Raw genomic sequence first — 24,293 nt, forward strand, 5'->3', positions numbered from 1 at the left:
AAGGAGTCGAAGCTCGCGCATCCTGGCCCGTTGCGGGACTTCGTGGTGGAGAAGCTGCGCCTGAAGTGGTCGCCGGAGCAGATCTGTCACGCTCTGATCGACGAGTATCCCAGCGACGAGAGCATGCGCGTGAGCCACGAGACGATCTACCAGGCGATCTACGTCCAGGCCCGGGGTGGGCTGAAACGTGAGGTCGCCGCCGCACTGCGCACGGGACGCACCCGGCGCAAGCCCCACCGTGACCCCGCCCAGCGCACCAAGCGCTTCGTGGACGACATGATCATGATCAGTGAGCGTCCCGCCGAGGTCGAGGACCGTGCCGTGCCCGGCCACTGGGAGGGCGACCTCATCGTCGGCGCGAACAACGCCTCCGCGATCGTCACCCTGGTGGAACGATCGACCCGCTACGTGATGCTGGGCCACCTGCCCGCCGGTCACACGGCTGAGGAGGTCCGCGACGTCCTCGTGCCCCTGATCGGCACCCTGCCGGAGCATCTGCGCGGGTCGCTGACCTGGGACCAGGGAGCCGAGATGTCCGGCCACAAGCAGTTCACCGTCGCGACCGGCGTGCCCGTGTACTTCTGCGACCCCCACTCGCCCTGGCAGCGCGGATCGAACGAGAACACCAACGGGCTGCTGCGCCAGTACTTCCCCAAGGGCACCAACCTGGCCGTTCACAGCGCCGTGGACCTCGAGCATGTCGCCCAGGAACTCAACGGCCGCCCACGCAAAACGCTCGGCTGGAAAACTCCAGCCGAGCGTCTGCGTGATCTACTACTGACCACCTAGCCAAACACCAGGTGTTGCGAGGACCCCAAGAATCCGCCCTCGCGGGAGACCGGCCCTCGTGGACGATGCGGCGGCTAGGAGACCGACGCGATCGACTGCAGCGCGATCTCGCGCTCCTCGTTGGTGGGGATGACCCACACCTGGACGCGCGAGGAGTCGGTCGAGATGAGCGTCTCCTGCTTCTTGCGGCCCGCGTTGCGCTCCTCGTCGATCTCGATGCCGAGCTCCTCGAGGCCCGCGAGCGACTCGAGGCGCACGATGTCGTCGTTCTCGCCGACGCCGGCGGTGAAGACGATCGCGTCGAGGCCGCCGAGCTGCGCCATGTACTGGCCCACGTAGCCCTTGATGCGGCGGGTGTAGATGTCGAGCGCCACCTTGGCCTCGTGGCTGCCCTCCTCGATCGCCTTGTGGACGTCGCGCATGTCCGAGTAGCCGGTGAGGCCGAGCATGCCGGAGCGCTTGTTGAACAGGTCGTCGATCTCGTCGATGTCCATGCCCGCGGCGCGGTGGAGGTGGAACACGACGGCGGGGTCGATCGCGCCGGTGCGCGAGCCCATGACGAGGCCGTCGAGCGGGGTGAGGCCCATCGACGTGTCGATCGCGTGGCCGCCCTTGATCGCGTCCGCGGACGCGCCGTTGCCCAGGTGCAGCGTGATGATGCGCAGCTCCTTGGGGTCGCGGTCCATGAGGCGCGCGCACTCGCGCGACACGTAGCCGTGCGAGGTACCGTGGAAGCCGTAGCGGCGGATGCCGTGCTCGTGGGCGAGGCGCTGGTCGATCGCGTACGAGTAGGCGGCCTCGGACAGCGTCTGGTGGAACGCGGTGTCGAAGACGGCGACGTGCGGGATGTCCGGGAACGCGGCGCGCGCGGCGGCGATGCCGGCGACGTGGCCGGGGTTGTGCAGCGGGGCGAGGACGGAGAGCTTCGCGATGCCGTCCTGCACCTCGTCGTCGATGATGGTCGGCGCGGAGAACTCCGAGCCGCCCTGGACCACGCGGTGGCCGACGACGGTGAGCTGCGACAGGTCCACGCCCGAGTCGGGCTGGGACAGGGACTCGATGACGGATCGCACGCCCTCGTTGTGGTCGGTCACGCGCTCGACCAGGCCCGACGCGAGAGGCGCGTCGAGGGTGGTGTCCACCACCTGGTACTTGATCGAGCTGGAGCCGCAGTTGAGGACGAGGGCGATGCCGTTGTAGTTGACGCTCACGCGTTGCCTTCCGAGGTGTCGAGGTTCTGGGCCTGGATCGCGGTGATCGCGACCGTGTTGACGATGTCCTGCACGAGCGCGCCGCGCGAGAGGTCGTTGACCGGCTTGCGCAGACCCTGCAGGACGGGGCCGACGGCGACCGCTCCGGCGGAGCGCTGCACGGCCTTGTAGGTGTTGTTGCCGGTGTTGAGGTCGGGGAAGACCAGCACGGTGGCCTGGCCCGCGACCGGGGAGTCGGGCGCCTTGGAGCGGGCCACCGACGGCTCGACCGCGGCGTCGTACTGCATGGGGCCGTCGACGAGCAGGTCGGGGCGGCGCTCCTTGACGATGCGCGTGGCCTCGCGGACCTTGTCGACGTCCGAGCCGGTGCCGGACTCGCCCGTCGAGTAGGACAGCATCGCGACCTTGGGGTCGACGCCGAACTGCGCGGCGGTGTCCGCGGACGAGATCGCGATGTCCGCGAGCTGCTCGGCGGTCGGGTCGGGGTTGACGGCGCAGTCGCCGTAGACCAGCACGCGGTCGGCGAGGCACATGAAGAACACGGACGACACCACGGACACGCCGGGCACCGTCTTGATGATCTGGAACGACGGCAGGATCGTGTGCGCGGTCGTGTGGGCCGCGCCGGACACCATGCCGTCCGCGAGGCCCAGCTGGACCATCATCGTGCCGAAGTAGCTGACGTCCTGGACGCGGTCGCGCGCGGCCTCGACGGTCGCGCCCTTGTGCTTGCGCATCTCGTAGTACTCGTGGGCGAAGCGCTCGACGTACTCGGGGTCGGTCGGGTCGATGATGGTCGCGCCGACGAGGTCGAGGCCGAGCTCCGCGGCGCGGGCCCGGATCGACTGCTCGCCGCCGAGGATGATGAGCTCGACGACGTCGCGCGTGAGCAGCGACGAGGCGGCGCGCAGGATGCGGTCGTCGCTGCCCTCGGGCAGGACGATGCGCTGCTTGCGCGTGCGGGCGCGGTCGAGCAGGCCGTACTCGAACATCAGCGGCGTGATGACCTCGGTGCGCGCGAGGTCGAGGACGTCGCGCAGGCGCTCGACGTCGACGCGCTGGTCGAACATCGCCAGCGCGGTGTCGACCTTGAGCTGGCTCTCGCGCGACAGGCGGCCGCGGGTGGTCGAGCAGCGGCGCGCGGTCTCGAACGTGTCGAGGTCGGTGCGCACCACCGGCAGCGGGGAGTTGAGGCCCTCGAGCAGGCGGCGCACCGCGGAGCGGGGCTCGAGGCCGCCGGTGAGGATGACGCCGGACAGCGACGGGAAGCCCTCCGCGCCGTGCGCGGCGAGCAGCGCGAGCACGGTGTCGGAGCGGTCGCCCGGGACGATGATGACTGAGCCGTCCTCGAGGCGGTCGAGGAGGTTCGACGTGGTCATCGCGCCGACCGTGATGCCGCGGGTCTCGCGCGACAGCAGCGCGGGATCGCCGGTGACGAGGGTGCCCTCGACGGCGTCGACGAGCTGGTTCATCGACGGGGCGATGAGCAGCGGGTCCTCGGGCAGCACGCCCAGGCGCAGCTCTGCGGGCAGCAGCTCGGCGATCGCGTCGAGGTCGTCGGCCGCCGCGCGGTTGATGAAGATGCCCGCGATGATCGCGTGGGAGTTCACAAGCTCGTTGCGGGCCTGCTCGACGACCTGGTGGACCTCGGCGGGCGTGCGCTCGTGGCCGCGGACCACCAGCACGACGGGCGCGCCGAGGTTCGCGGCGATCCGGCCGTTGAACTCGAGCTCGGCGGCGGCGGACACGTCGGTGTAGTCGGTGCCGACGATGACGACCGCGTCGCAGCGGCGCTCGACCTCGTGGTACCGCGCCACGATGGTCGACAGCGCCTTCTCGGGGTCCGCGTGGACGTCGTCGTAGGTGACGCCGATCGCCTCCTCGTACGAGAGGTCGATGCTCTCGTGCCCGAGCAGGAGCTGCAGGACGTAGTCGGATCCGTCCGCGACGCGGGCGACCGGCCGGAAGATCCCGACCCGTCCGACCTGCTTGGCGAGGAGATTGGTGATGCCGAGGGCGATGGTCGACTTGCCGGTATCGCCTTCGGCCGATGCGATGTAGATGCTTCGTGCCACGGGCCTATGGTTTCACGAACTCCTAGGACCCACATGGTCGAAGGTCCCACCGGGGGTATGCGATCGTGCGATCAACGTCACTTCCTGCGGTCTTTCGGCACACGGGTGCGTAGGCTGAGCCCACGGCCGTGCTGAGGGGTGAGGCCGATCTCCCCCTGCCCGCGCGCCGGTGCGCGATGTGGGGAGGGACGATGGCAGGCGACGAGCGCCTCCTGCGCGGCTCGCGCGTGCCCGCGCTCCTGTCGACCTTCTTCGACCGCCGCGCCGGCGGGCTGTCCGGCCCCGAGGGTTCCGCGGCAGGCACCGTCCACACCTTCGCGCTGCTGTCGATCGTCTCGACAGTCGGCTTCGCCGCGCGCTTCGCCGCGTCGCCCGACGGGCTCCCCGCCGCGCTAATCGGGCTCGACACCGCGCTCGTCCTCGCGTTCGCCGTCGCGCTCGTGGCCGTCGCCCGCGGCCACCAGCTCGTGGGCGCGGTCGTGTACCTCGCCGCCGCGACCGCGGGCATGGTCACGATGGCCGGCATGTACGGCTGGAGCGCGGGCCACCATCTCTACCTCATCGCGGCCGCGCAGCTGGTGTTCCTCATGTTCACGGATCGTCAGCGCGGCTTGCGGTGGCTGTTCGTGGTGGTGTCCGCGAGCGGCTTCCTCGTCGCGCAGCTCGCGACCCCCGGCGTGGGCGCCTACGCGTCGGTCGAGCAGGCGGGCGCGACGTTCGCGGTCAACGCGGTGGGCACCGCGACCCTCATGTTCGTGCTCTCCGTGGTGGCTCAGCATCGTGCCGGCGCCGCGCAGGAGGAGGCGCGGTGCCTGGCCGAGCGTGCCGAGTACCTCGCCAACACCGACCCGCTCACGGGCCTCGCGAACCGGCGCCCCGTGATGGCGCGCCTCGAGGAGCTCGCCGCGGCGGACGGGCACACGTACGCGGTCGCGATCGCGGACCTCGACCGCTTCAAGCAGCTCAACGACGACTTCGGCCACGCGTGCGGCGACCGGGTGCTGGCGGTCCTCGGCGAGCGGCTGCGCGGGCAGGTCCGCGTGACCGACCAGCTGGGGCGCTGGGGCGGCGAGGAGTTCATCGTCGTGCTCGCGGATACCTCGCTGGCCGACGCAGCCGTCATGATGGAGCGCATGAGAAGGATCGTCGGAGAGAGCCCGGTCGCGTGCGGCGACCACGCCCATCGCGTCACGGTGTCCGTCGGCGTCTCCGAGGGCTGCGCCGATCGTGCGAGCCACCGCGTGGTCAAGCGCGCGGACGATGCGCTGTACGACGCGAAGCTCGCGGGCCGCGACCGCATCCGGACCCGCCCGTACGACGACGCGCCCACCGCCCCCACGCCGATCATCCGGCGCACCCGGTGACGGCGGAGGACACGCGCGGCACCCTCCTCTGGGGCCGCGTGCTTGCCGCCGTGCTCGTCGCGGCGATCGCGGTCGGGGTATGCGGCGCGCTCGGCTGGTGGCAGTGGTCGCGCGCGTCGACCACGGGCCGCACGGTGCAGCCCGACCCGGCCGTGCCGCTCGCCGAGGTGCTCGCGCCCGCCGCGTCCGCGGGCACCGCGTACGGCCGCCAGGTCACGGTCACCGGCACGTGGGCCGACGAGGACGCCGCCGTCGTCACCGGCCGCGAGGTCGACGGCGTCGCCGCCGAGATGCTCGTGCGCGCGCTCACGGTGCCCGCCGAGCAGACCGGCACCGGCGCGGAGGCGACCCTCGCGGTCGTCGTCGGCTGGCGACCCGAGGGCGAGGTCGCGGGACCGGACGATGCGCCGGGCACCCAGGTGAGCCTCGAGGGCTACCTGCGCGCGCCGGAGGCGTCCACCGCATCGTCCGCCCCCGACGTCGCGCCCGCCGACGGGACCTTCTGGGCCTCCGCGATGGCGACCTCGGAGCTCGCGCAGCACTGGCCCTCGCCGCTGTACAGCGCCCTGCTCGTGTCCTACGAGGGCACCGCTACGTGGACCGCGCTCGAGCCGCTGCCGCCCACGACCGAGCTCAACTTCCGCTCCGCCGCCTACGCGCTCGAGTGGTGGCTGTTCGGGGCCTTCGCGCTGTTCATCACGGTGCGCTGGATACGGGACAATGGACGCGCGCACCCGGAGACCCCGGACGATGCGCGCGACACCCGAGAGGACCAGGCGTGAGCGACGCTCCCAGCACCACCCAGTCCCGCAGGATCGCGGGCGCGCTCGCCCGCTACCGCATCATGGCGTTCATCACCGGAACGCTGCTGCTGATCGTGTTCGCGGGCCTGATCCGGTACATCCCGGGGCTCGAGGGGCTCAAGGAGACGCTCGACCCGACGATGTTCGTCGTCGCGCAGCTCCACGGCTTCGTGTTCATCGTGTACCTCGCCGCCGTCACGCATCTGTGGCTGCTGATGGGGTGGCGCACGGGCCGCCTCATCTACATGGCGGCCGGCGGCGTGGTCCCGCTGCTGTCGTTCTTCGCCGAGCGCCGCGTGCACGCGGAGGTCTCGGCCCAACTGGAGGAGGCCAAGTGAACGAGACGCAGCATCGTCCCGTCCTCGTCGTCGACTGCGGAGCGCAGTACGCGCAGCTCATCGCGCGTCGCGTGCGCGAGGCGCACGTCTACTCGGAGATCGTGCCCCACAGCATGTCCGCGCAGGACATGCTCGCGAAGGACCCCGCCGCGGTGATCCTCTCCGGCGGCCCGTCGTCCGTGTACGAGGACGGCGCCCCGCAGATCGACCCCGCGCTGTTCGAGGCCGGCGTGCCCGTGATGGGCATCTGCTACGGCTTCCAGGCGATGGCGCAGGCCATGGGCGGCACCGTCGCGCAGACCGGCCTGCGCGAGTACGGCCGCACCCAGGCCTCCGTCGGCACGGCCGGCGCCGCGCTCGCGGGCAGCCCCGCCGTCCAGGAGGTCTGGATGAGCCACGGCGACTCCGTGCAGGAGGCGCCCCCCGGCTTCGAGGTCCTCGCCACCACCGAGGGCGCGCCCGTCGCGGCCTTCGAGAACCTCGACAAGCGCATGTGCGGCGTGCAGTGGCACCCCGAGGTCAAGCACTCGCCGCTCGGCCAGCACGCCATCGAGAACTTCCTCTACAACGTCGCGGGCCTCCAGCCCGACTGGACCTCCGCGAACGTCATCGACGAGCAGGTCGAGCGCATCCGCGCCCAGGTGGGCGACAAGATGGTGATCTGCGCGCTGTCCGGCGGCGTCGACTCCGCGGTCGCGGCGGCCATCGTCCAGAAGGCCGTGGGCGACCAGCTCACCTGCATCCACGTCGACCACGGCCTCATGCGGGCCGGCGAGGTCGAGCAGATCGAGAAGGACTTCGTCGCCTCGACCGGCGTGCGCCTCATCATCCGCGACGAGAAGGAGCGGTTCCTCTCGGCCCTCGCCGGGGTCTCCGACCCGGAGACCAAGCGCAAGATCATCGGCCGCGAGTTCATCCGCGTCTTCGAGGACGCCGCCCGCCAGGTGGTCGAGGAGGCCGGCGCGCACGGCGAGCAGGTCGAGTTCCTCGTCCAGGGGACGCTGTACCCCGACGTCGTCGAGTCCGGCGGCGGCGAGGGCGCGGCCAACATCAAGAGCCACCACAACGTGGGCGGCCTGCCCGACGACCTGCAGTTCTCGCTCGTCGAGCCGCTGCGCACGCTGTTCAAGGACGAGGTCCGCGCGGTGGGCCGCGAGCTCGGCATCCCCGAGGAGATCGTGGGCCGCCAGCCGTTCCCCGGCCCGGGCCTGGGCATCCGCATCATCGGCGAGGTCACGTGGGAGCGCCTCGAGATCCTGCGCCGCGCGGACGCGATCGCGCGCGAGGAGCTCACCAAGGCGGGGCTGGACCAGGACATCTGGCAGTGCCCCGTGGTGCTGCTCGCGGACGTGCGCTCGGTGGGCGTCCAGGGCGACGGCCGCACCTACGGCCACCCCGTGGTGCTGCGCCCCGTGTCCTCCGAGGACGCCATGACCGCCGACTGGTCGCGCGTGCCCTACGACGTGCTCGCGCACATCTCCAACCGCATCACCAACGAGGTGTCGGAGGTCAACCGCGTGGTGCTCGACGTCACGAGCAAGCCGCCGGGCACCATCGAGTGGGAGTGAGCTGACAGGAACGGGCCCCGTGCTGATGCACGGGGCCCGTTCCTGTCGGTGCTCCTTGCCGGTCTCTTCGACGGCGTCCTGTTGTCGTCGCCGGCGCGCTCGCCGTCGGACCGATCGCCGATCGATCCGACGGCCGTGCCGTTCCCGGCCTGCCCGACGGATCGATCAGGGATCCGTCCGACGCTCGGGCTGCGGGTCGGGCTCGGCCTCGGGTGCGGCGGGGGAGCCGGGTGCGGCGGGGGAGCCGGGTGCGGCGGGGGAGCCGGGTGCGGCGGGGGAGCCGGATGCGGTGGGGGAACTGGGTGCGGCGGGGGAGCCGGGCTCCGCATCGTCCACCCCGGGCTCCTCCGGCTCGACCGGCGGCTGCCAGGTCTCGCGGCGGCGGTCGCGCATCGCGACGTTGATCGCCGAGAACAGCAGCCAGCCGCCCAGCGCGACGAGCGCGAGGATCGCGACCAGCTCGAGGTCGATGTCGTAGCCCGACAGCGCGGCGATCAGGCACGCGCCCGCGGCGGTGACGATGGCTCCCCAGATGACCCCGGTGATGCGCTCGGTGGCGCCGCGGCGGGGCTTGATGTCGGGGCTCATGATGCGACCTCCTCGATGACGATGTACTGGACCTCGGCGGTGGGGTCCACGGTGACGAGCGGGTCGCCGAGGCTGAGGGCGGCGAAGGACTCGCCCGGCGCGACGTCGCACGCGAAGCCGCGGTCGGCCCACACGACGCGGACCGCCTCGTCGTCGGCGAGCTCCATGGCGACGCCGGTGCCCTCGTCGACGCGCAGGGTGGTGACGTGCGCGGACGGCTTCACCGTCCGCTCGCCCTCGAGCCCCCGCGTCGAGATGAGCCCACGCGACGACCCGTCCGCCTCGACAGACACGTCGTCGGTGCACGCGGACGGCACGAACAGCAGCGCGTAGGTGTCCTCGAGCTCGGCCACGGCGTCGACCTCCATGGCCTCGGTGCCCGGCTCCGCCTCGGCCTCGCCGCTCGGCTCGGCCGCGGCGGACGCGTCGGACTCCACGGGCGGCGGGGACCCGATGACGATGCCGTCCTCGCCGATCGTCACGCCGTCCTCGCCGATGGTGATGCTGCCGTCGCCGATCTCGATGCGCGTCACCTGGTCGCCGTCGCGCTCGACGTGGACCTCGGGGAAGTAGCGGTCGGCCCAGCCGTCGCGGATCTCGTCGGCCTCGACGATCATCGCCGTCACCGGCACGAGCAGCAGCGCGGACAGGAAGGCGAGGAAGCCGAGCCGGCGGCCGGTCAGCGCGACGAGCATGAGGATGACGCCCAGGCCCGTGACGAAGAGCGCGAACCACGCGATGAGCGGGTGCACGACGATCCGGTCCTGCCACGTCGCCCACGCGGTGCCGGCGCCGGACAGCACCAGCCACGCGAGCGTGAGGAGCCAGAACGCGACGCCGGGACCCGGCACGCGCGGCGGCCGGGGCGGGCGAGGGGCCGCGTACGGAGCGGCGGGCGCAACGGGCGGCACCGGGGCGCCGCCGGCGGGTGCGGGGCCCCACTGCGGGACCGCCTGGGTGGCGGCCTGGGACGCGGCCTGCGCCGCCTCCTGCGCCGCCTGCTCGGCTGCCCGCGCGGCCTGCGCCCCGGCGGCGGTGGCGGCGGCACCGGCCGCGGCTCCCGCCTCGGCGGCGTAGCTGGCCGCCTCGGCGCGCTGACGCTGGCGCTCCGCGGCCCACGCCGGGGGGGCCGCGTAGACGGGCGGGGTGCCGTCGGGGCGCGGCGCCGAGCCGCCCGCGCCGGGGACCCTGTCGCGGTCGCGACGCGCCAGCACGACGATGAGCGCGATGACGCCGCCCACGATCGCGAGCGGGATGAGCACCGCGAGCACGGCCGCGATCGCACGCAGCGGGCCGCCGAGCTCGAAGTCGCCCGGCCAGCCGCCGGCGCCCCACGCCCACGGGCTGCCCGCGTCGCTCAGGCCGATGAGGCCGATGACGGCGAGGATGCCGATGACGATGAGCGCGCCGACGTTCGGCATGCCGCGCCCGAAGTCCTGCGCGATGATGCGGCCCTGGCGGTCCGGCAGCAGCGCCCACGCGGCGGCGTAGGCGAGCAGCCCGAGCCCGTGGGTGAGGAGCGCGACGGCGGCGACGCCCACGCGCGTCCAGCCGAGCGACCATCCGAGCCGCTCGGCGATGCCGCTCGCGACGCCGCCGAGGACGCGCGAGTCGCCGCGGGTGATGCCCCAGCGGCGGATGCTGGTGAAGAACGACGCCTCGGTGGGCGGCGTCTGCTGGTCGGTCATGGCTGCCTCCGTTCTTCTTCGAGTCTCGCCCCGCGACCAGGCGCGGCACCATGAGGGAACCCCCTGATTCGACCCTGATCTTCGGTCCCGCACGGGTGACCGCCGCATCGTCCCCGAGGCCGAGGCGGTCGCCGCCGCCGCTGTGCGAAGGTGGTCCCATGTCCGCCCCCGCGCCCCGTGTCGCGCGGCCGCTGGAGCGTCGCTCCCCGGCCGCGCAGTGGTGGCGCGCGTCCCTCGGCGGGGTGCTCCTCGCGATCGCGGCGACGCTCCTCATCCACCGCTACGAGTGGGCCCACCTATCGTGGTGGCTCCTGCCGCTGCTGGTGTTCGTCATGGGCGTGGTGCTCGTCTGGAGCCCGCTCGAGAGCGCGGTGCAGCTCGACGCGCGCCGGCCCGACGTCGTGGCGCTGTTCTCGCGGGACGCGTGGCTGCGGATGCTCGCCGGGATCGGGCTCGCGGTCGGCGCGCTGTGGTGGTTCGCCGCGGCGGACCCGGACTGGAACCCGCTCGTGCGGGCCGTCGCGATCCCCGCGACCATCGTCGCGGGCCTCGCGCTGCTGCTCGCGCCGTGGTGGCTGCGCCTCATCCGGCAGGTCCGCGTCGAGCGGGAGCAGCGGGTGCGGGAGTTCGAGCGCGCCGAGATCGCCGCGCACCTCCACGACTCGGTGCTGCAGACCCTCACCCTCATCCGCGCCCGCGCCGACGACCCCGAGGCGGTCGCGCGGCTCGCCCGTGCGCAGGAGCGCGACCTGCGCTCGTACCTGTACCAGGAGCGGCGCACCACGCAGGAGTCCGTCGCGGCGGCGCTCGCGGAGGCCGTCGCGGAGGTCGAGGACCGCCACGGCGTCGAGGTCGAGCTCGTCACCGTGGGCGACGCGCAGACCACGCCCGCCCTCCACGCCGCCGTCCGCGCGGTGGCCGAGGCCGCCACGAACGCCGCGCGCCACGCGACCGGGCCGTACTCCGTGTACGCGGAGGTGACGCCCGCAGCGTTCGAGGCGTTCGTCCGCGACGGCGGCCCCGGCTTCGACCCGGCCGCGATCCCGGAGGGGCGGCTCGGGATCCGCGAGTCCATCGTCGGCCGCGTCGAGCGCTTCGGCGGCTCCGCGACCATCACCTCGTCTCCTGGCGGCCGCACCGAGGTCGCGGTCGCCGTCCAGCCCGACGCCCGAGAGGACCGACCATGACCGTTTCCGTGGTGATCGTGGACGACCACGACGTCATCCGCGTGGGGGTGCGCGAGAGCCTCGACGACGACATCGACGTGGTGGGCGAGGCCCGCGACGTCGAGTCCGCCGTCGCGGAGATCCGCGCCAAGGCTCCCCAGGTGGTGATCCTCGACGTGCACCTGCCCGGGGGCACCGGCGGCGGCGCGCTCGACGTGCTCGCCGAGGTGCTGCACCGGCCCGGCGCGCCGCGCGTGCTCGCGCTGTCCGTGTCGGATGCGGCCGAGGACGTCGTCGCGACCGTGCGCGCGGGCGCCCGCGGCTACGTCACCAAGTCCATCTCCGGCCCCGACCTGTCCGATGCCGTCCGCCGCGTCGCCACGGGGGACGCGGTGTTCTCGCCGCGGCTCGCGGGCTTCGTGCTCGACGCGTTCGGAGCGGCCGGCGGCGAGGTCGCGGCCGCCGACGAGGACCTTGACAAGCTCACCGAGCGCGAACAGGAGGTGATGCGGCTGATCGCGCGCGGCTACACGTACCGCGAGGTCGCGGAGAAGCTGTTCATCTCCATCAAGACCGTCGAGACGCACGTGGGCAAGGTGCTGCACAAGCTCCAGCTGTCGAACCGGCACGAGCTCGCGCACTGGGCGGCGCAGCGCCGGATCGTCTAGGTCGCTGCCGCGAGGCCTCACTGGAACAGCGACACCGCGCGCGCGATCACCAGGGCGAGCAGCACGAAGCCGGAGAACGCCTGCAGGCCCATGAGCGCCTTGGCGCGCCCCGACAGCGGGATGGAGTCCGTCGCGGAGAACGCCATCGAGTTCGACAGCGACGTGTAGAGGTAGTCGCCGAACCGTGGCCGCCAGCCGCCGTGGAGGGACGATGCGGCGGCCACCTCGTCGATCGCGTCGTGGTCCTCGTCCTGCGCGAACCTGATGTCGGCGGTCGGCACCTCGCCCCTCTCGAGCGCGCGCCGGACCACCGGGCCGCCGCGGTCGAGCTCCCACAGCACGAGCGCGAACGCGATGACGTTGGTGATCCACACCTGCGCCGCGGAGATCAGCACGCGGCTGCCGGAGCCGGTGCTCGGCTCCGTGAGCGACACGAGCAGCTGGACCAGCATCACCTGGTTGGCGGCGGCGAGCAGCAGCGCCTGCGCGACGGACAGCCGCCGCGTCCACGCCGTCTGCACGTGGAGCCTCACCGGGTTGACCACGAGCAGCGGAACGAGCAGCACGAGGCCGATCGCGACGACCGCGTAGCGGAAGGCCGGCAGGAACGTCGAGGGCAGCGCGAGGTACAGGGCCAGCGCGACGAGCAGCGCGGCCACGGCGGGCCAGCGGTGCTCGCCGCGGCCGCCCTCCGGGATCGCCGTCATGAGGCGATTGTGCTCCTCCCTGCTACCCTTGGGGGTACTTGCAGGGCCGACACGGTCCTCCTGCGTCGCAGATTGCCTCCACCTCTCGCCAGCGCACCGCATGGTTGCGCGGCTCGTAGAGATTCTCTTCGGCGAACGAGAGCGGACACCTCCGCCTTCGCCACCATCGCCGGTGCCCCTCGCCCTGCCAGGGCGTCGCGCGCATCGGCCCCTGCCCCGAAAGGCACACGCATGTCCCCCACGACCTTCGCCGAGCTCGGCGTGCCCGTCCAGCTCACCGACGTCCTCGAGCGCGAGGGCAAGACCCACGCGTTCCCCATCCAGGTCGGCACGCTGCCCGACACGCTCGCGGGCCGCGACGTGCTCGGCCGCGGCCGTACGGGCTCCGGCAAGACCCTCGCGTTCTCGCTCCCGACCGCGGCGCGCCTCGGCGCGCGCGGCGGCCGTGCCGCCCCCGGGCGCCCCCGCGCGCTCATCCTCGCCCCGACGCGCGAGCTCGCGACCCAGATCGACGCGGTCATCGCGCCGCTCGCGGCCGCGTACGGCATGCGTACCGCGACGATCTTCGGCGGCGTGAGCCAGCGGCGCCAGGAGCAGGCGCTGCGCCGCGGCGTCGAGATCGTCGTCGCGTGCCCCGGTCGCCTCGAGGACCTCATGGGTCAGGGCCACGTGTCGCTCGACTCGGTCGAGATCACCGTGCTCGACGAGGCCGACCACATGGCCGACCTGGGCTTCCTCCCCGGCGTCACCCGGATCATGAACGCGACGCCCCAGCGCGGCCAGCGCCTGCTGTTCTCCGCGACGCTCGACAACGGCGTGGACAAGCTCGTGAAGCGCTTCCTGTCCGACCCGGTCACGCACGCGGTCGACCCGGCCGACAGCCCCGTCGAGGCGATGACGCACCACGTCTTCCACACCGACGGCGTCGACGCCAAGCGCGACCTCATCCACACGCTCGCGTCCGGCGCCTCGCGCCGCATCCTCTTCACGCGCACCAAGCACCAGGCCAAGAAGCTCGCCAAGCAGCTCACGGCCGCGGGCATCCCCGCGGTCGACCTGCACGGCAACCTCTCCCAGAACGCGCGTGACCGGAACCTCGCCGCCTTCGCGGGCGAGGGCGTCCGCGTGCTGGTGGCGACCGACGTCGCGGCGCGCGGCGTGCACGTCGACGGCGTCGAGCTCGTGGTCCACGTCGACCCGCCCGCCGAGCACAAGGCGTACCTCCACCGCTCCGGCCGCACCGCGCGTGCGGGCTCCGCGGGCGACGTCGTCACGGTCGTGCTGCCCGAGCAGCGCCGCGAGACCTCGCAGCTGCTGCGCAAGGCCGGGATCACCGTCCGTCCCGAGTCCGTCAGATCCGCCTCGCCGCAGGTGTCGCGCCTCGTCGGCGAGGTCGCCGCGCACGTCGAGCCCAGCGCGGCCGGCCCCGCGCCGGCACCGGCGCAGCGGCGCCAGCAGCAGTCCCAGCCCCAGGCGGGCGGCGGTCGACGCCGCCGCGGTCGCGGGCGCTCGGGCGGCGCCTCGGGCACGGCCGCGCCGTCGGGCTCGACGCAGCGCGCCCAGCGCCCCGCGTCGCGCGGCACCGCGGCCTCGTCCGGCAAGGGTGGCGCGGCCGCGTCCTCCGGCAAGGGCGGCGCCGCGGCCTTCTCGGCGCGCGGAGGCTCCGGCGCGTCGCGCCGCCGTCGCTCCCGCTGAGGGTGATATCCCTGGTATCTAGACTCGGGGGGTTGTGCGCCCGCAGGGTGCCGACCTACGCTCGTGCCCATGGGGGGCGACGAGGCTGAGGGGCCGATGCGCGCGACCGCTCCGGCGGTCGGCTCCGCCGCGCCCTCGGACGACGGGTTCGTGGGCAGGCGCGCGCGCCGCAGCCGCGCCCACGAGTACTGGAACGCCCGGTCGTGGTCGGCGCGCCAGCAGGAGCGCCGGCCCGCGCCGCGTCCCGCCCCGCAGCCCGCGCCGGTCGCGGCCTCCGCACGCGTGCAGGGGCCGTTCGAGCGGACCTCGGCGGGCCTGCCGATGCGCGTCGCGCCGTCCATCGCCGAGCCCGACGACGTCGACGTGATCCCGCTGCCGCGGCAGTCCGGCGAGGTGCCGGTGGTGACCGCGCCCGCGGAGACGGTCGCGCCCGTGGCGCTCGCCCCGGTGCCCGATGCGGAGCCGGCCTCCATGGTCGAGGACGCGCTGCCGGCGGCGGGCGCGGACGAGGGCGAGGGCGTCGACGAGGCGCTCGACATGCTCGTCTCGCTCGCCCCGCACCTGGGCTGCCTGGTCGCCGACGGGGACGTCGAGGGACGGATCACGTACGCGCGCTGCCAGGCGCTGCTCGCGCGCATGGGCCGCGCGGTGAGCGACCGGCGCGTGTGGCGCGCGCTGCTCGAGCTGTGCGACGCGGACCCCGATGCCGAGGTGCGGGCCGCCGCGGACGAGGCGCTGATCGCGCTCGAGACCCACGGGACCGTGCCCAAGGCCTGACCTCCGCACCGAGGCGGGGCCGGGCGTCGGTCCCAGCGCCTAGACTTTCCGGGTCATGGATGCGCTCTTCGATCTCGACGGCTCCGTCCCCCGCGAGCCCCAGCCCACGCCGCCCGCCGAGCCGCAGGCGGCGGCTCCCGCGCCCGAGCCCTGGCCCGAGCCGGAGCACGAGCCGGCCCCGGAGCCCGACTACGAGCCCGAGCCGGAGGACGCCTGGATCCCGCCGGCGCCCATCCTCACGGGCCACCACGCGCCCGCCGCGGCCCCGAACCGGCCCGCGCGCGGCGCATCGTCCCTCGTCGAGGGCCTCAACCCGCCGCAGGCCGAGGCCGTCCTCCACGAGGGCGAGGCGCTGCTCATCATGGCCGGCGCCGGCTCCGGCAAGACCCGCGTGCTGACCCACCGCATCGCGCACCTGCTCGAGGCGGGCCGCGCGCGACCGCACCAGATCCTCGCGATCACCTTCACCAACAAGGCCGCCGCGGAGATGCGCGAGCGCGTCGAGGCGATCGTGGGCCCCGAGGCGCGCGGCATGTGGGTGTCGACGTTCCACAGCGCGTGCGTGCGCATCCTGCGCCGCGACCACGAGCTCGCGGGGCTGAGCAGCAGCTTCTCGATCTACGACACGTCGGACTCGGTCAACCTCATGAAGCTCGTCATGAAGGAGCTGAACCTCGACCCCAAGAAGTTCACGCCCAAGGCGGTGCTGGGCCGCATCGGCAAGTTCAAGGACGAGCTGATCGACCCCGAGGTCGCCCTCGCCGGCGCCTCCATGGCCAGCAAGTTCTCGATCGAGCACGCCGCGGCCACCGCGTACCCGCTCTACCAGCGCCGCCTCGAGGCCGCGAACGCGGTCGACTTCGACGACATCATCGTCAAGACCGTGAAGCTGGTGCAGGAGCACCCGCAGGTCGCGCGCGCCTACCGCGAGCGGTTCCGCCACATCCTGGTCGACGAGTACCAGGACACCAACCACGCGCAGTACGTGCTGGTGCGCGAGCTCGTCGGCCCGGCCGACGACGCGTCGCTGCCCCCGGGCGAGCTCACCGTCGTGGGCGACGCGGACCAGTCGATCTACGCCTTCCGCGGCGCGACCATCCGCAACATCATGGAGTTCGAGAAGGACTACCCGAACGCGCACATCGTGCGCCTCGAGCAGAACTACCGCTCGACGCAGAACATCCTCACCGCCGCGAACACGGTCATCCAGAACAACTCCGACCGCAGGCCCAAGAACCTGTGGACCGACTCGGGCGCCGGCGAGAAGATCAAGGGCTACGCCGCCGACACCGAGCAGGGCGAGGCGCAGTACATCGCCGAGGAGATCAAGCGGCTGATGGCCGAGGACGGCGTCGAGCCGACCGACATCGCGATCATGTACCGCGCCAACGCGCAGTCCCGCGCCGTCGAGGAGCGCTTCATCCGCGCCGAGATCCCCTACAAGGTGGTCGGCGGCACGCGCTTCTACGAGCGCAAGGAGATCAAGGACATGCTCGCGTACCTCGCCGCCGTAGTGAACGAGGACGACGACATCGCGACCCGCCGCATCATCAACGAGCCCAAGCGCGGCATCGGCGACACCGCCGTCGAGTCCGTCGAGGGCGTGCGCCGCACCCTGGTCGCGGCGGGCGAGGACGTCAGCTTCGGCAAGGCGCTGCGCCGCCTGGACGATGCGGGCCTCCAGGCCCGCTCGGAGCGCGCCATCACGGACTTCGTCCGGCTCATGGACGACCTGCGCGCGCTCGCGAAGGACAACGGCCCGGCGGGCGTGCTCGACGCGATCGCGGACCGCTCGGGCCTGCTCGCGAGCCTGCGCAGGAGCGAGGACCCGCAGGACGCGAGCCGCATCGAGAACATCATGGAGCTCGTCGCGGTGGGCCGCGAGTTCTCCGAGGACAACCCCGAGGGCACCCTCGCGGACTTCCTCGAGAAGGTCGCGCTCGTCGCGGACGCGGACCAGGTCCCCGACGCCGACGGCACCGGCGGCGTCGTCACGATGATGACCCTCCACACCGCGAAGGGCCTCGAGTTCCCCGTGGTGTTCCTCACCGGCATGGAGGACGGCACCTTCCCGCACATGCGGTCGATCGAGTCGGGCGACACCAAGGACATGGAGGAGGAGCGGCGCCTCGCGTACGTGGGCCTCACCCGCGCGCGCGAGCGGCTCTACCTCACGCGCGCCGAGGCCCGCTCGAGCTGGGGCGCGCCGCAGTACTTCGGCGCGAGCCGCTTCGTCGAGGAGATCCCGGCCGAGCTCATGGAGTGGACGCGCGCCGCGGTGACGATGTCGGCGCTGCGTGAGCGGTCCGACCGCGGCTCGTCCCGCTCGGGCGCGTGGTCCGGCATGGGCTACGGCGGCAGCCAGGACCGGGAGGACGGCAACTCGTACGCGCGCGCCGGAGCGGTCAAGACCCGCCGCGTGCCGCCGAGCCCGCCGGGCGTGGCCTCGGGCGACATCGGCTTCGAGGTGGGCGAGCGCGTCCTGCACGACAAGCACGGCATGGGCAAGGTCGTCGGCACGGAGGGCGTGGGCCGCAACGCGGTCGTCAAGGTCGACTTCGGCGGCGACGTCAAGCGCCTCGTCCTGCGCTTCAACAACCTCGACAAGCTCTAGCCCGCACCGCTAGCGTTACCCCAGGTATCGATGGGGGGCACGATGCGGTGGTGGCTTGTCGGCGGCGTGGCCGTCGCGCTCGTGACCGCCTTGGTGACGGTTCCGCTGCTCCCGGCGGCCGAGGCGGCCGAGGCGCCCGTGACCGGCACGTGGACCTTCGACTCGCCCGAGCTGGGTGCCTGCGTGACCGTCGCGGTCGACGCGACGCTCACGGGGCGCGAGGTTCGCCCGGTGATCTCCGCGCTGCCGTGGCGGCTCTGGGCCGACACGTCGCTCGCCGACCCGGTCGAGATCGCCGCGGCCGCGCCGGCCGGCTGCGAGCCGACCGAGGGCGAGCTGGTCCGCATCGGCGCCTACGTGCTCATGGGGGCCTCCGACTGCGCCGACTGGCCCGAGGACGTCGACGACGACCCGCTGCTCCCGGCCGCGGATCACGTGGTCGGCTGCGGCGGCGACGCGGTGCGGTTCACGCTCGCCACGGACGAACCCTCGGCCGGCATCTCGCTCTCCGACTCGCTGCTCCCCGGCGAGCTCCATGCCGATCGGAGCGGTTGCGTCGATCTCGACGTGGCCGGAGAGGTGCAGGTCGTGCGAGGCGCCGCCGGCGGCTCGGACGCGCCGGCGCCGGCAGGCGACCTCCCGCAGCGCGTGTGCCTCCAGCCCGCGACCTGAGCCCACCCCGACGCGGCGTCGCGCGCCCGATGTCCGCCACCCGCGCATCGTCCCTCCCGACTAGGCTCGTCCTGGACCGATCTCAGGGAGGGTGGCATGGAGGCGAAGACCTCGAAGGTGTCGATCGTGGGCGCAGGCGCGGTGGGGGCGACCCTCGCGTACGCAGGCCTGATGCGCGGGTTCGCGCGCACGGTCGCGCTGTACGACATCAACAAGGCGAAGGTCGAGGCGGAGGCGCTCGACCTCGCGCAGGGCATCCAGTTCATGCCCGAGGCGACGGTGCTCGGCTCGGACGACGTGAGCGTGGTCGAGGGCTCGGACGTCGTGGTCATCACCGCCGGCGCGAAGCAGCAGCCGGGCCAGAGCCGCATGGACCTCGCGGGCGCCACCATCGGGCTCATGGACAAGGTGCTGCCGCCGCTGCTCGAGGCCGCGCCCGACGCCATCTACATCCTCGTCACCAACCCGGTCGACGTGGTGACCTATGCCGCGATCAAGAAGTCGGGCATGGACCCGTCGCGGATGTTCGGCTCGGGCACCGCGCTCGACACCTCGCGCCTGCGCCACCAGATCGCCGCGTACTGCGACATCGCGGTCGGCAACGTCCACGCGTACATCGCGGGCGAGCACGGCGACTCCGAGGTCGCGCTGTGGTCCTCGGCGACCATCGGCGGCCAGCCGCTGCTCGACTGGCGCGGCCGCGACGGCGAGGTCGTCATGACGCAGGAGGTGCGCGAGCGCATCCACCACGACGTCATGCGCTCGGCGTACACGATCATCGAGGGCAAGGGTGCGACGAACTACGCTGTCGGCGCCGCGGGTGCGCGCATCGTCGAGGCCGTGCTGGGCGACCAGCGCCGGATCATGCCGGTGTCCACCCTCATCGACTACCCCAACGTCGGCGAGGTGTGCATGTCGCTGCCCGCCGTCATCGGCCGCAACGGCATCGAGCACCAGGCCGCCACCCCGATGGACGACGAGGAGAAGGCCCTCCTCGAGGCCTCCGCGCGGTCCATCAAGGAGACGGCGAACCGCTTCGGCGTGGGCTGATCCACGCGGCACGATGCCCCGGTCGCCTGAGGCGGCCGGGGCATCGTCGTGTGCGGGAGGCTCACACGCGCACCAGCTCCTTCTCGCGGGGCGCCTCGGGCGCCTCGCCCTCGACGGACAGCCGCGGCAGCCAGCCGAGCCACGACGGCACGGTCCAGTTGTGCCGGCCCAGCAGCGTCATGAGCGACGGCACGAGGATGGTGCGCACGATCGTCGCGTCGATGATGACCGCGGCGGCGAGGCCGAAGCCCATCTGCTGGAACTCCGCGAGGTCGCCCAGCGCGAAGCCGAGGAACACCGCGACCATGATGAGCGCCGCGCCGGTGATGAGCGAGCCGGTGCGGGACAGCCCGAACACCACCGCGTCGCGGGTGTCGCCGGTCGCGTCGTGACGCTCCTTGATGCGGCTGATGAGGAACACGTGGTAGTCCATCGACAGCCCGAAGAGCACCGCGAACAGGAACAGCGGGATCCACGGGGCGATCGCGTCGACCTGCGCGAAGCCCAGCAGGTCCGCGCCCCACCCGAGCTGGAACACCCCGACCAGCAGGCCGAACGCCGCCGCCGCGGAGATCACGTTGAGCGCGATCGCGGTGAGCGGGATGGCCAGCGACCGGAACACGACGAGCAGGAGCAGGAAGCTCGCGCCCAGCACCATCGCGATCACCAGCGGGGTGTGGTCGACGATCACCGAGGTGAAGTCGACGGCGTCGGCCTGGCCGCCGCCCACGTACGCCGCGGCGTCGGTCCCGTCGAGCGCGGCCGGCACGAGGTCGTCGCGCAGCCGGTGGAGCGCGTCCGCGGCGGCAGGGTCGGCCGCGTCGTAGACGTCACGGGTGTCGATGAACGCGGTGCCGCCGCGCCAGTCGACGGTCGTCTCGGCGTAGGCGGGGTCGGACTCGACGGCGGCCGCGAGGTCCGCGACCGCGCCGCGCGAGCCGCCCGCGTCCTCGATCGCGATCACGGTCGAGGACTGGCCGAGGCCGTAGTCGTCGACGAGGACCTCGACGCCCTGGCGGAGCTCGTTGTCGGCCGGCAGCGACTCGAGGCCGGGGAAGGCCAGGCGGATCGACAGCATCGGCAGCGCGAGCGCCACCAGCAGCGCCAGGCCGGCGACGGCCGACACCGCGGGACGCGCGGTCACCGTGCGGGCGATCGCGGTCCACGTACGCGGCTCGCGACCGGGGTGCGCGGTGGGGACGCGGCCGCGGTTGACGCGGTGCCCGAGCAGGCGCAGCACCGCCGGCAGCAGCGTGAGAGCCGACACGATCGACATGATCGCGACGAGGATCGCGCCCGTGCCGAGCGACCGCATGATCGTCGACGGGACAACGAGCAGGCCGAGCAGCGAGATGAGCACGGTCACGCCCGAGAACAGCACCGCGCGGTTGGCGGTCGAGCCGGTGATCGCGACGGCGTCCTTGACGGTGCGCCCGTGCGCGAGCTCCTCGCGGAAGCGCTGAACCGCGACGAGGCTGTAGTCGATGCCGAGCGCGAGGCCCATCATCGTGATCATGTTGACGATGAAGAACGACAGCTCGAAGGCCTGACCGATGATCGCGGTGGCTCCCACCGCGGTCACGATCGACACCACCGCCACGAGCAGCGGCAGGCCCGCGGCGACGAGCGCGCCGAAGACCACGACGAGGATGACGAGCGCGACCGCGATGCCGATCATCTCGCCGCGCGCGAGCGTGTCCTCCGCGAGGTCGCCGAACGCGAGCTCGGTGGTGGCGTCGCCCACGTTGTACAGCGCGAAGCCGTCGACGGTCGCCGCATCGGTGGCCTCCTGGATGGCCTGGGCCACGGGCGCCGAGTCGTCGCCCGGGTCGACGGTCGCGGTGACGAGCGCCGAGCGGCCGTCCGCGGCGACCGGGGCGGGCTGCTCCGCGGTCGGGGCGGCGACCTCGAGGACGCCGGGCGCGGACCCGAGGCCGGCGACCAGGTCGTCGATCACGGCGGTGAACTCGGCGTCGCCGAAGCGCGCGTCGGTCGCGGTGACCACGACGGTCTCGGCCACCGTCGCATCGTCCGACCCGCGCAGGCGCTCGTCGATCGCGGCGGCGCGCTCGGAGTCCGTGGTGACGAGCAGCCGGTCGTCCTGCGTGAGGGCGTCTCCGAGCGCCCCGGCCGCGAGGACCGCCGCGACGACCGCGACGAGCCAGGCGGAGATGGTGACCCACGGCCGGGCGGCCGCGGTGCGGGCGATGCGCCCGGTGATGCCTAGGTTCATGATTCCTCCCAGATGAGGCCGGATGCCCGGCTGATTCGACGCTAGGCAGGCGTCCCCCCTGCGCTCAGCCCGCTCAGGGACGATTCGGGCACGCCTCGAGGGGGAACGTGCGCTCGTCCCGATGGGGGAGCGCGCCGGGAGCTTCCCCCGCGCGAGGGAGGGGAACCCTCCGGGCGGGCGAGGCCGCGAGGAGGACCGGCGCGGCACGATGGGCTCATGGACCTCATCCGCGGCTACCTCGCCGCCACCTGGGAGGCACGCACCTGGAGCGCGGTGCTCTACCTCCTGCTCGGCCTGCCCGTGTCGATCGCGCTCTTCGTGTACGCCGTCACCGGGTACGCGCTCGGCATCGGCCTCGCGGTCGTGTGGGTCGGCGTGATCATCCTCGTCGCGGTGCAGGCGTCGATGCGCCCGCTCGGGTCGTGGGAGCGTGGCATGGCGAACGGCGTGCTCCATGCCGAGGTCCGTGCGCCGGCACCGCTGCGCGTCCCCCCGCACGCGGGCCGCGTCCGCCGCGCGCTCGCGCCGTTCCACGACCAGTCGTCGTGGCGCACGTTCGCGTGGATCGTCGTGCGCATCGTCCTCGGGCCGGTCGGCTTCGCGCTCGCGGTCGTCGCCGCCGTCGTCCCCGTCTCGCTGCTCGCCGCCGTCGCGTGGTCCGTTCTCCACCTCGTCGGCGTGATCGACGTCGCCGACTACGGCACCGACCCGGCCGCGGCCGACGTGGTCGACACCGTCGCGTTCTGGGTCGCGATGGGCACGCCCCTCATCGTGCTCGTCGTGCCCATGCCCGCGTGGATCGTGCGCGGCACCGCCGAGCTCCACCGGATCCTCGCCCGCTGGGCGCTGGGGCCGTGCGACCGCGAGATCGCCGAGGCGGCCACCGCGCGCGCCGAGCTCGCCGAGGAGCAGGTCCGCATCGACCAGGAGCTGCACGACAGCATCGGCCACATGATCACCATGAACATCGTCCAGGCGGGCGCCGGCGCACACGTCTTCGACAGCGACCCCGAGTTCGCGCGGCAAGCGCTGCGCAACATCGAGGAGCGCGGGCGGGCCGCGATGGGGGAGCTCGACCGGATCATCGCGACGCTGCGCGGCGACGACCACGTCGAGCGCGCCCCGCTGCCCGGCCTCGACGACGTCCCCGCGCTCGTCGACGCCTCGCGCGACGCCGGCATCGCGGTCGACGCCGAGGTCGACACCTCGCCGGTGCCGCCCGCGATCGGGCGCGCGGCCTTCGGGATCGTCCGCGAGGCGCTCACGAACGCGGCCCGGCACGCGCCGGGCGCCCCGGTGACGGTGCGCGTCGTGCGCGAGGACGATGCGCTGGGCATCGACGTCGCCAACGGGCCGGCGCGCGCGGCCGGCGTCCGCACCTCCTCGCCCGTCGCATCGTCCCCCCGCCCCAGCCGCGGCGTCGCCGGCATGCGCGACCGCGTCACGCTGCTCGGGGGGCGCACCGCGATCGGCCCGACGGCCGACGGCGGCTACCGCGTGCGCGCGCTGCTTCCCCTCGCCGCGCAGGTGAGCCCCGCCGCGTCGGGCTCCGCGTGGGACGATCTCCGTGAGGAGGTGCGTGCATGAGGGTGGCGATCGTCGACGACGACCCGTTGGTGCGCATGGGGCTGCGCGCGATCGTGAGCTCCGAGGACGGCTGGGACGTGGTCGGCGAGGCCGGCGACGGCGCCGCGGCGGTGGCGCTCGCGGCGCGGGAGCGGCCGGACGTCATGCTCATGGACGTGCGGATGCCCGGCGTCGACGGGCTGGCCGCGACGCGCGAGATCGTCGCGTCGGGCTCGGCGACGCGGGTGCTCGTGCTCACCACCTTCGAGGTCGACGAGTACGTGTTCGAGGCGATGCGAGCCGGGGCCTCCGGCTTCGTGCTCAAGCGCGTCCCGCCCGCCGAGCTCCTCGAGTCGATCCGCGTGGTCGCGTCGGGCGAGTCGCTGCTGTTCCCCGCTTCGACCCGCGCGGTCATCGAGCGCTTCGCGACCCGCGGGGCCGAGCGGCTGCCCGAGCTGTCGGAGCGCGAGGAGGACGTGCTGCGGGCCCTCGCGCGCGGCCGCTCCAACGGCGAGATCGCCGCCGAGCTGTTCGTCTCGGTCGAGACGGTGAAGTCGCACGTCGCGTCGATCCTCATGAAGCTCGGCGTGCGCGACCGCACCCAGGCGGTCATCGTGGCGTACGAGAGCGGCTTCGTCCTGCCTGGTGAGACGTCCGACCGGCGCTGACGCGTCCCGGGAGCGCTCTCCCGGGACGATGGTCCCGCCGACGCGGACGGCGT

General features: G+C 73.1%; 20 protein-coding genes. 14 read left to right on the forward strand and 6 right to left on the reverse strand.

Annotated elements, in window-relative coordinates; translation table 11 throughout:
• Window positions 1-789, forward strand: a 789-nt coding sequence (locus AOM07_RS06225; protein ID WP_156171826.1) for an IS30 family transposase, incomplete at its 5' end; no start/stop codon positions are given.
• A 74-nt stretch (window positions 790-863) separates the two neighbouring features.
• On the opposite strand, the gene AOM07_RS06230 is transcribed toward AOM07_RS06225, so the two are convergent.
• On the reverse strand, window positions 864-2,000 hold the full coding sequence (locus tag AOM07_RS06230; protein WP_062311951.1) for an acetate/propionate family kinase: 1,137 nt from the start codon (window positions 1,998-2,000) through the stop codon (window positions 864-866).
• Window positions 1,997-4,075, reverse strand: coding sequence for a phosphate acetyltransferase (gene pta, locus AOM07_RS06235; RefSeq protein WP_062311952.1), 2,079 nt, complete (start codon window positions 4,073-4,075; stop codon window positions 1,997-1,999). Before pta ends, AOM07_RS06230 begins: the two co-directional genes overlap by 4 nt.
• Before the next feature lie 191 nt (window positions 4,076-4,266).
• Between pta and AOM07_RS06240 the strand changes: the two genes are divergently transcribed.
• From AOM07_RS06240 to guaA, 4 genes are read left to right on the forward strand one after another with little or no spacing between them, the layout of a single operon-like run.
• The gene (locus AOM07_RS06240) at window positions 4,267-5,439 is read left to right on the forward strand and encodes a GGDEF domain-containing protein (RefSeq protein ID WP_062311953.1); all 1,173 of its coding nucleotides are present in this window, start codon (window positions 4,267-4,269) and stop codon (window positions 5,437-5,439) included.
• Entirely contained in the window at window positions 5,436-6,221 is a 786-nt protein-coding gene (locus tag AOM07_RS06245; RefSeq protein ID WP_062311954.1) for an SURF1 family cytochrome oxidase biogenesis protein, read from the forward strand. The genes AOM07_RS06240 and AOM07_RS06245 overlap by 4 nt, the downstream gene beginning before the upstream one ends.
• Window positions 6,218-6,580, forward strand: a complete 363-nt coding sequence (locus AOM07_RS06250) for a DUF3817 domain-containing protein (RefSeq protein ID WP_062311955.1) — start codon at window positions 6,218-6,220, stop codon at window positions 6,578-6,580. Before AOM07_RS06245 ends, AOM07_RS06250 begins: the two co-directional genes overlap by 4 nt.
• The gene (gene guaA / locus AOM07_RS06255) at window positions 6,577-8,148 is read left to right on the forward strand and encodes a glutamine-hydrolyzing GMP synthase (RefSeq protein ID WP_062311956.1); all 1,572 of its coding nucleotides are present in this window, start codon (window positions 6,577-6,579) and stop codon (window positions 8,146-8,148) included. Before AOM07_RS06250 ends, guaA begins: the two co-directional genes overlap by 4 nt.
• Before the next feature lie 165 nt (window positions 8,149-8,313).
• On the opposite strand, the gene AOM07_RS15040 is transcribed toward guaA, so the two are convergent.
• A complete protein-coding gene (locus AOM07_RS15040; protein ID WP_062311957.1) occupies window positions 8,314-8,736 on the reverse strand; it encodes a hypothetical protein in 423 nt (140 codons plus the stop codon).
• On the reverse strand, window positions 8,733-10,424 hold the full coding sequence (locus AOM07_RS06265) for a PspC domain-containing protein (protein WP_062311958.1): 1,692 nt from the start codon (window positions 10,422-10,424) through the stop codon (window positions 8,733-8,735). Before AOM07_RS06265 ends, AOM07_RS15040 begins: the two co-directional genes overlap by 4 nt.
• Before the next feature lie 158 nt (window positions 10,425-10,582).
• Between AOM07_RS06265 and AOM07_RS06270 the strand changes: the two genes are divergently transcribed.
• Window positions 10,583-11,611 (forward strand): sensor histidine kinase, encoded by a 1,029-nt coding sequence (locus tag AOM07_RS06270; RefSeq protein WP_062311959.1) that lies wholly within the window; start codon window positions 10,583-10,585, stop codon window positions 11,609-11,611.
• A complete protein-coding gene (locus AOM07_RS06275; RefSeq protein ID WP_062311960.1) occupies window positions 11,608-12,258 on the forward strand; it encodes a response regulator in 651 nt (216 codons plus the stop codon). Before AOM07_RS06270 ends, AOM07_RS06275 begins: the two co-directional genes overlap by 4 nt.
• Before the next feature lie 17 nt (window positions 12,259-12,275).
• Here the strand turns inward: AOM07_RS06275 and AOM07_RS06280 are convergent, their stop codons facing one another.
• Window positions 12,276-12,965 (reverse strand): hypothetical protein, encoded by a 690-nt coding sequence (locus tag AOM07_RS06280; RefSeq protein WP_062311961.1) that lies wholly within the window; start codon window positions 12,963-12,965, stop codon window positions 12,276-12,278.
• Between the two features lie 231 nt (window positions 12,966-13,196).
• Between AOM07_RS06280 and AOM07_RS06285 the strand changes: the two genes are divergently transcribed.
• The 5 genes from AOM07_RS06285 (at window position 13,197) to AOM07_RS06305 (ending at window position 19,773) form a co-directional block, all read left to right on the forward strand.
• Window positions 13,197-14,660, forward strand: coding sequence for a DEAD/DEAH box helicase (locus AOM07_RS06285; protein ID WP_084830149.1), 1,464 nt, complete (start codon window positions 13,197-13,199; stop codon window positions 14,658-14,660).
• Window positions 14,661-14,729: 69 nt separating this feature from the next.
• Window positions 14,730-15,437: a hypothetical protein gene (locus AOM07_RS06290; protein ID WP_156171832.1), complete on the forward strand. Its 708-nt coding sequence runs from the start codon at window positions 14,730-14,732 to the stop codon at window positions 15,435-15,437.
• Window positions 15,438-15,492: 55 nt separating this feature from the next.
• Window positions 15,493-18,051 carry a DNA helicase PcrA gene (gene pcrA / locus AOM07_RS06295; RefSeq protein WP_062311963.1) on the forward strand — a complete coding sequence of 853 codons (2,559 nt, stop codon included), beginning with the start codon at window positions 15,493-15,495 and terminating at the stop codon, window positions 18,049-18,051.
• Window positions 18,052-18,093: 42 nt separating this feature from the next.
• Complete coding sequence (locus AOM07_RS06300; protein WP_156171834.1) at window positions 18,094-18,723, forward strand: hypothetical protein; 630 nt, start codon at window positions 18,094-18,096, stop codon at window positions 18,721-18,723.
• 96 nt (window positions 18,724-18,819) lie between these two features.
• Window positions 18,820-19,773, forward strand: coding sequence for an L-lactate dehydrogenase (locus AOM07_RS06305; protein WP_062311965.1), 954 nt, complete (start codon window positions 18,820-18,822; stop codon window positions 19,771-19,773).
• Window positions 19,774-19,834: 61 nt separating this feature from the next.
• On the opposite strand, the gene AOM07_RS06310 is transcribed toward AOM07_RS06305, so the two are convergent.
• Window positions 19,835-22,006 carry an MMPL family transporter gene (locus tag AOM07_RS06310; protein ID WP_062311966.1) on the reverse strand — a complete coding sequence of 724 codons (2,172 nt, stop codon included), beginning with the start codon at window positions 22,004-22,006 and terminating at the stop codon, window positions 19,835-19,837.
• Window positions 22,007-22,222: 216 nt separating this feature from the next.
• Between AOM07_RS06310 and AOM07_RS06315 the strand changes: the two genes are divergently transcribed.
• Window positions 22,223-23,593, forward strand: a complete 1,371-nt coding sequence (locus AOM07_RS06315; protein ID WP_062311967.1) for a sensor histidine kinase — start codon at window positions 22,223-22,225, stop codon at window positions 23,591-23,593.
• Window positions 23,590-24,240 (forward strand): response regulator transcription factor, encoded by a 651-nt coding sequence (locus AOM07_RS06320; protein WP_062311968.1) that lies wholly within the window; start codon window positions 23,590-23,592, stop codon window positions 24,238-24,240. Before AOM07_RS06315 ends, AOM07_RS06320 begins: the two co-directional genes overlap by 4 nt.
• Window positions 24,241-24,293 lie beyond the last annotated feature (53 nt).

Origin of the sequence: Demequina rhizosphaerae (assembly GCF_000971255.1) — a bacterium.
Classification (GTDB): domain Bacteria; phylum Actinomycetota; class Actinomycetes; order Actinomycetales; family Demequinaceae; genus Demequina; species Demequina rhizosphaerae.

Bases quoted from the DNA above. Each gene is read 5' to 3' on its own strand.
- AOM07_RS06305 (WP_062311965.1), top strand. From the start codon at position 18,820: ATGGAGGCGAAGACCTCGAAGGTGTCGATCGTGGGCGCAGGCGCGGTG.
- AOM07_RS06310 (WP_062311966.1), bottom strand. From the start codon at position 22,006: ATGAACCTAGGCATCACCGGGCGCATCGCCCGCACCGCGGCCGCCCGG.
- AOM07_RS06315 (WP_062311967.1), top strand. From the start codon at position 22,223: ATGGACCTCATCCGCGGCTACCTCGCCGCCACCTGGGAGGCACGCACC.
- AOM07_RS06285 (WP_084830149.1), top strand. From the start codon at position 13,197: ATGTCCCCCACGACCTTCGCCGAGCTCGGCGTGCCCGTCCAGCTCACC.
- pcrA (WP_062311963.1), top strand. From the start codon at position 15,493: ATGGATGCGCTCTTCGATCTCGACGGCTCCGTCCCCCGCGAGCCCCAG.
- AOM07_RS06275 (WP_062311960.1), top strand. From the start codon at position 11,608: ATGACCGTTTCCGTGGTGATCGTGGACGACCACGACGTCATCCGCGTG.
- AOM07_RS06265 (WP_062311958.1), bottom strand. From the start codon at position 10,424: ATGACCGACCAGCAGACGCCGCCCACCGAGGCGTCGTTCTTCACCAGC.
- AOM07_RS06290 (WP_156171832.1), top strand. From the start codon at position 14,730: ATGGGGGGCGACGAGGCTGAGGGGCCGATGCGCGCGACCGCTCCGGCG.
- AOM07_RS06240 (WP_062311953.1), top strand. From the start codon at position 4,267: ATGGCAGGCGACGAGCGCCTCCTGCGCGGCTCGCGCGTGCCCGCGCTC.
- AOM07_RS06320 (WP_062311968.1), top strand. From the start codon at position 23,590: ATGAGGGTGGCGATCGTCGACGACGACCCGTTGGTGCGCATGGGGCTG.
- AOM07_RS15040 (WP_062311957.1), bottom strand. From the start codon at position 8,736: ATGAGCCCCGACATCAAGCCCCGCCGCGGCGCCACCGAGCGCATCACC.
- AOM07_RS06300 (WP_156171834.1), top strand. From the start codon at position 18,094: ATGCGGTGGTGGCTTGTCGGCGGCGTGGCCGTCGCGCTCGTGACCGCC.
- AOM07_RS06280 (WP_062311961.1), bottom strand. From the start codon at position 12,965: ATGACGGCGATCCCGGAGGGCGGCCGCGGCGAGCACCGCTGGCCCGCC.
- AOM07_RS06270 (WP_062311959.1), top strand. From the start codon at position 10,583: ATGTCCGCCCCCGCGCCCCGTGTCGCGCGGCCGCTGGAGCGTCGCTCC.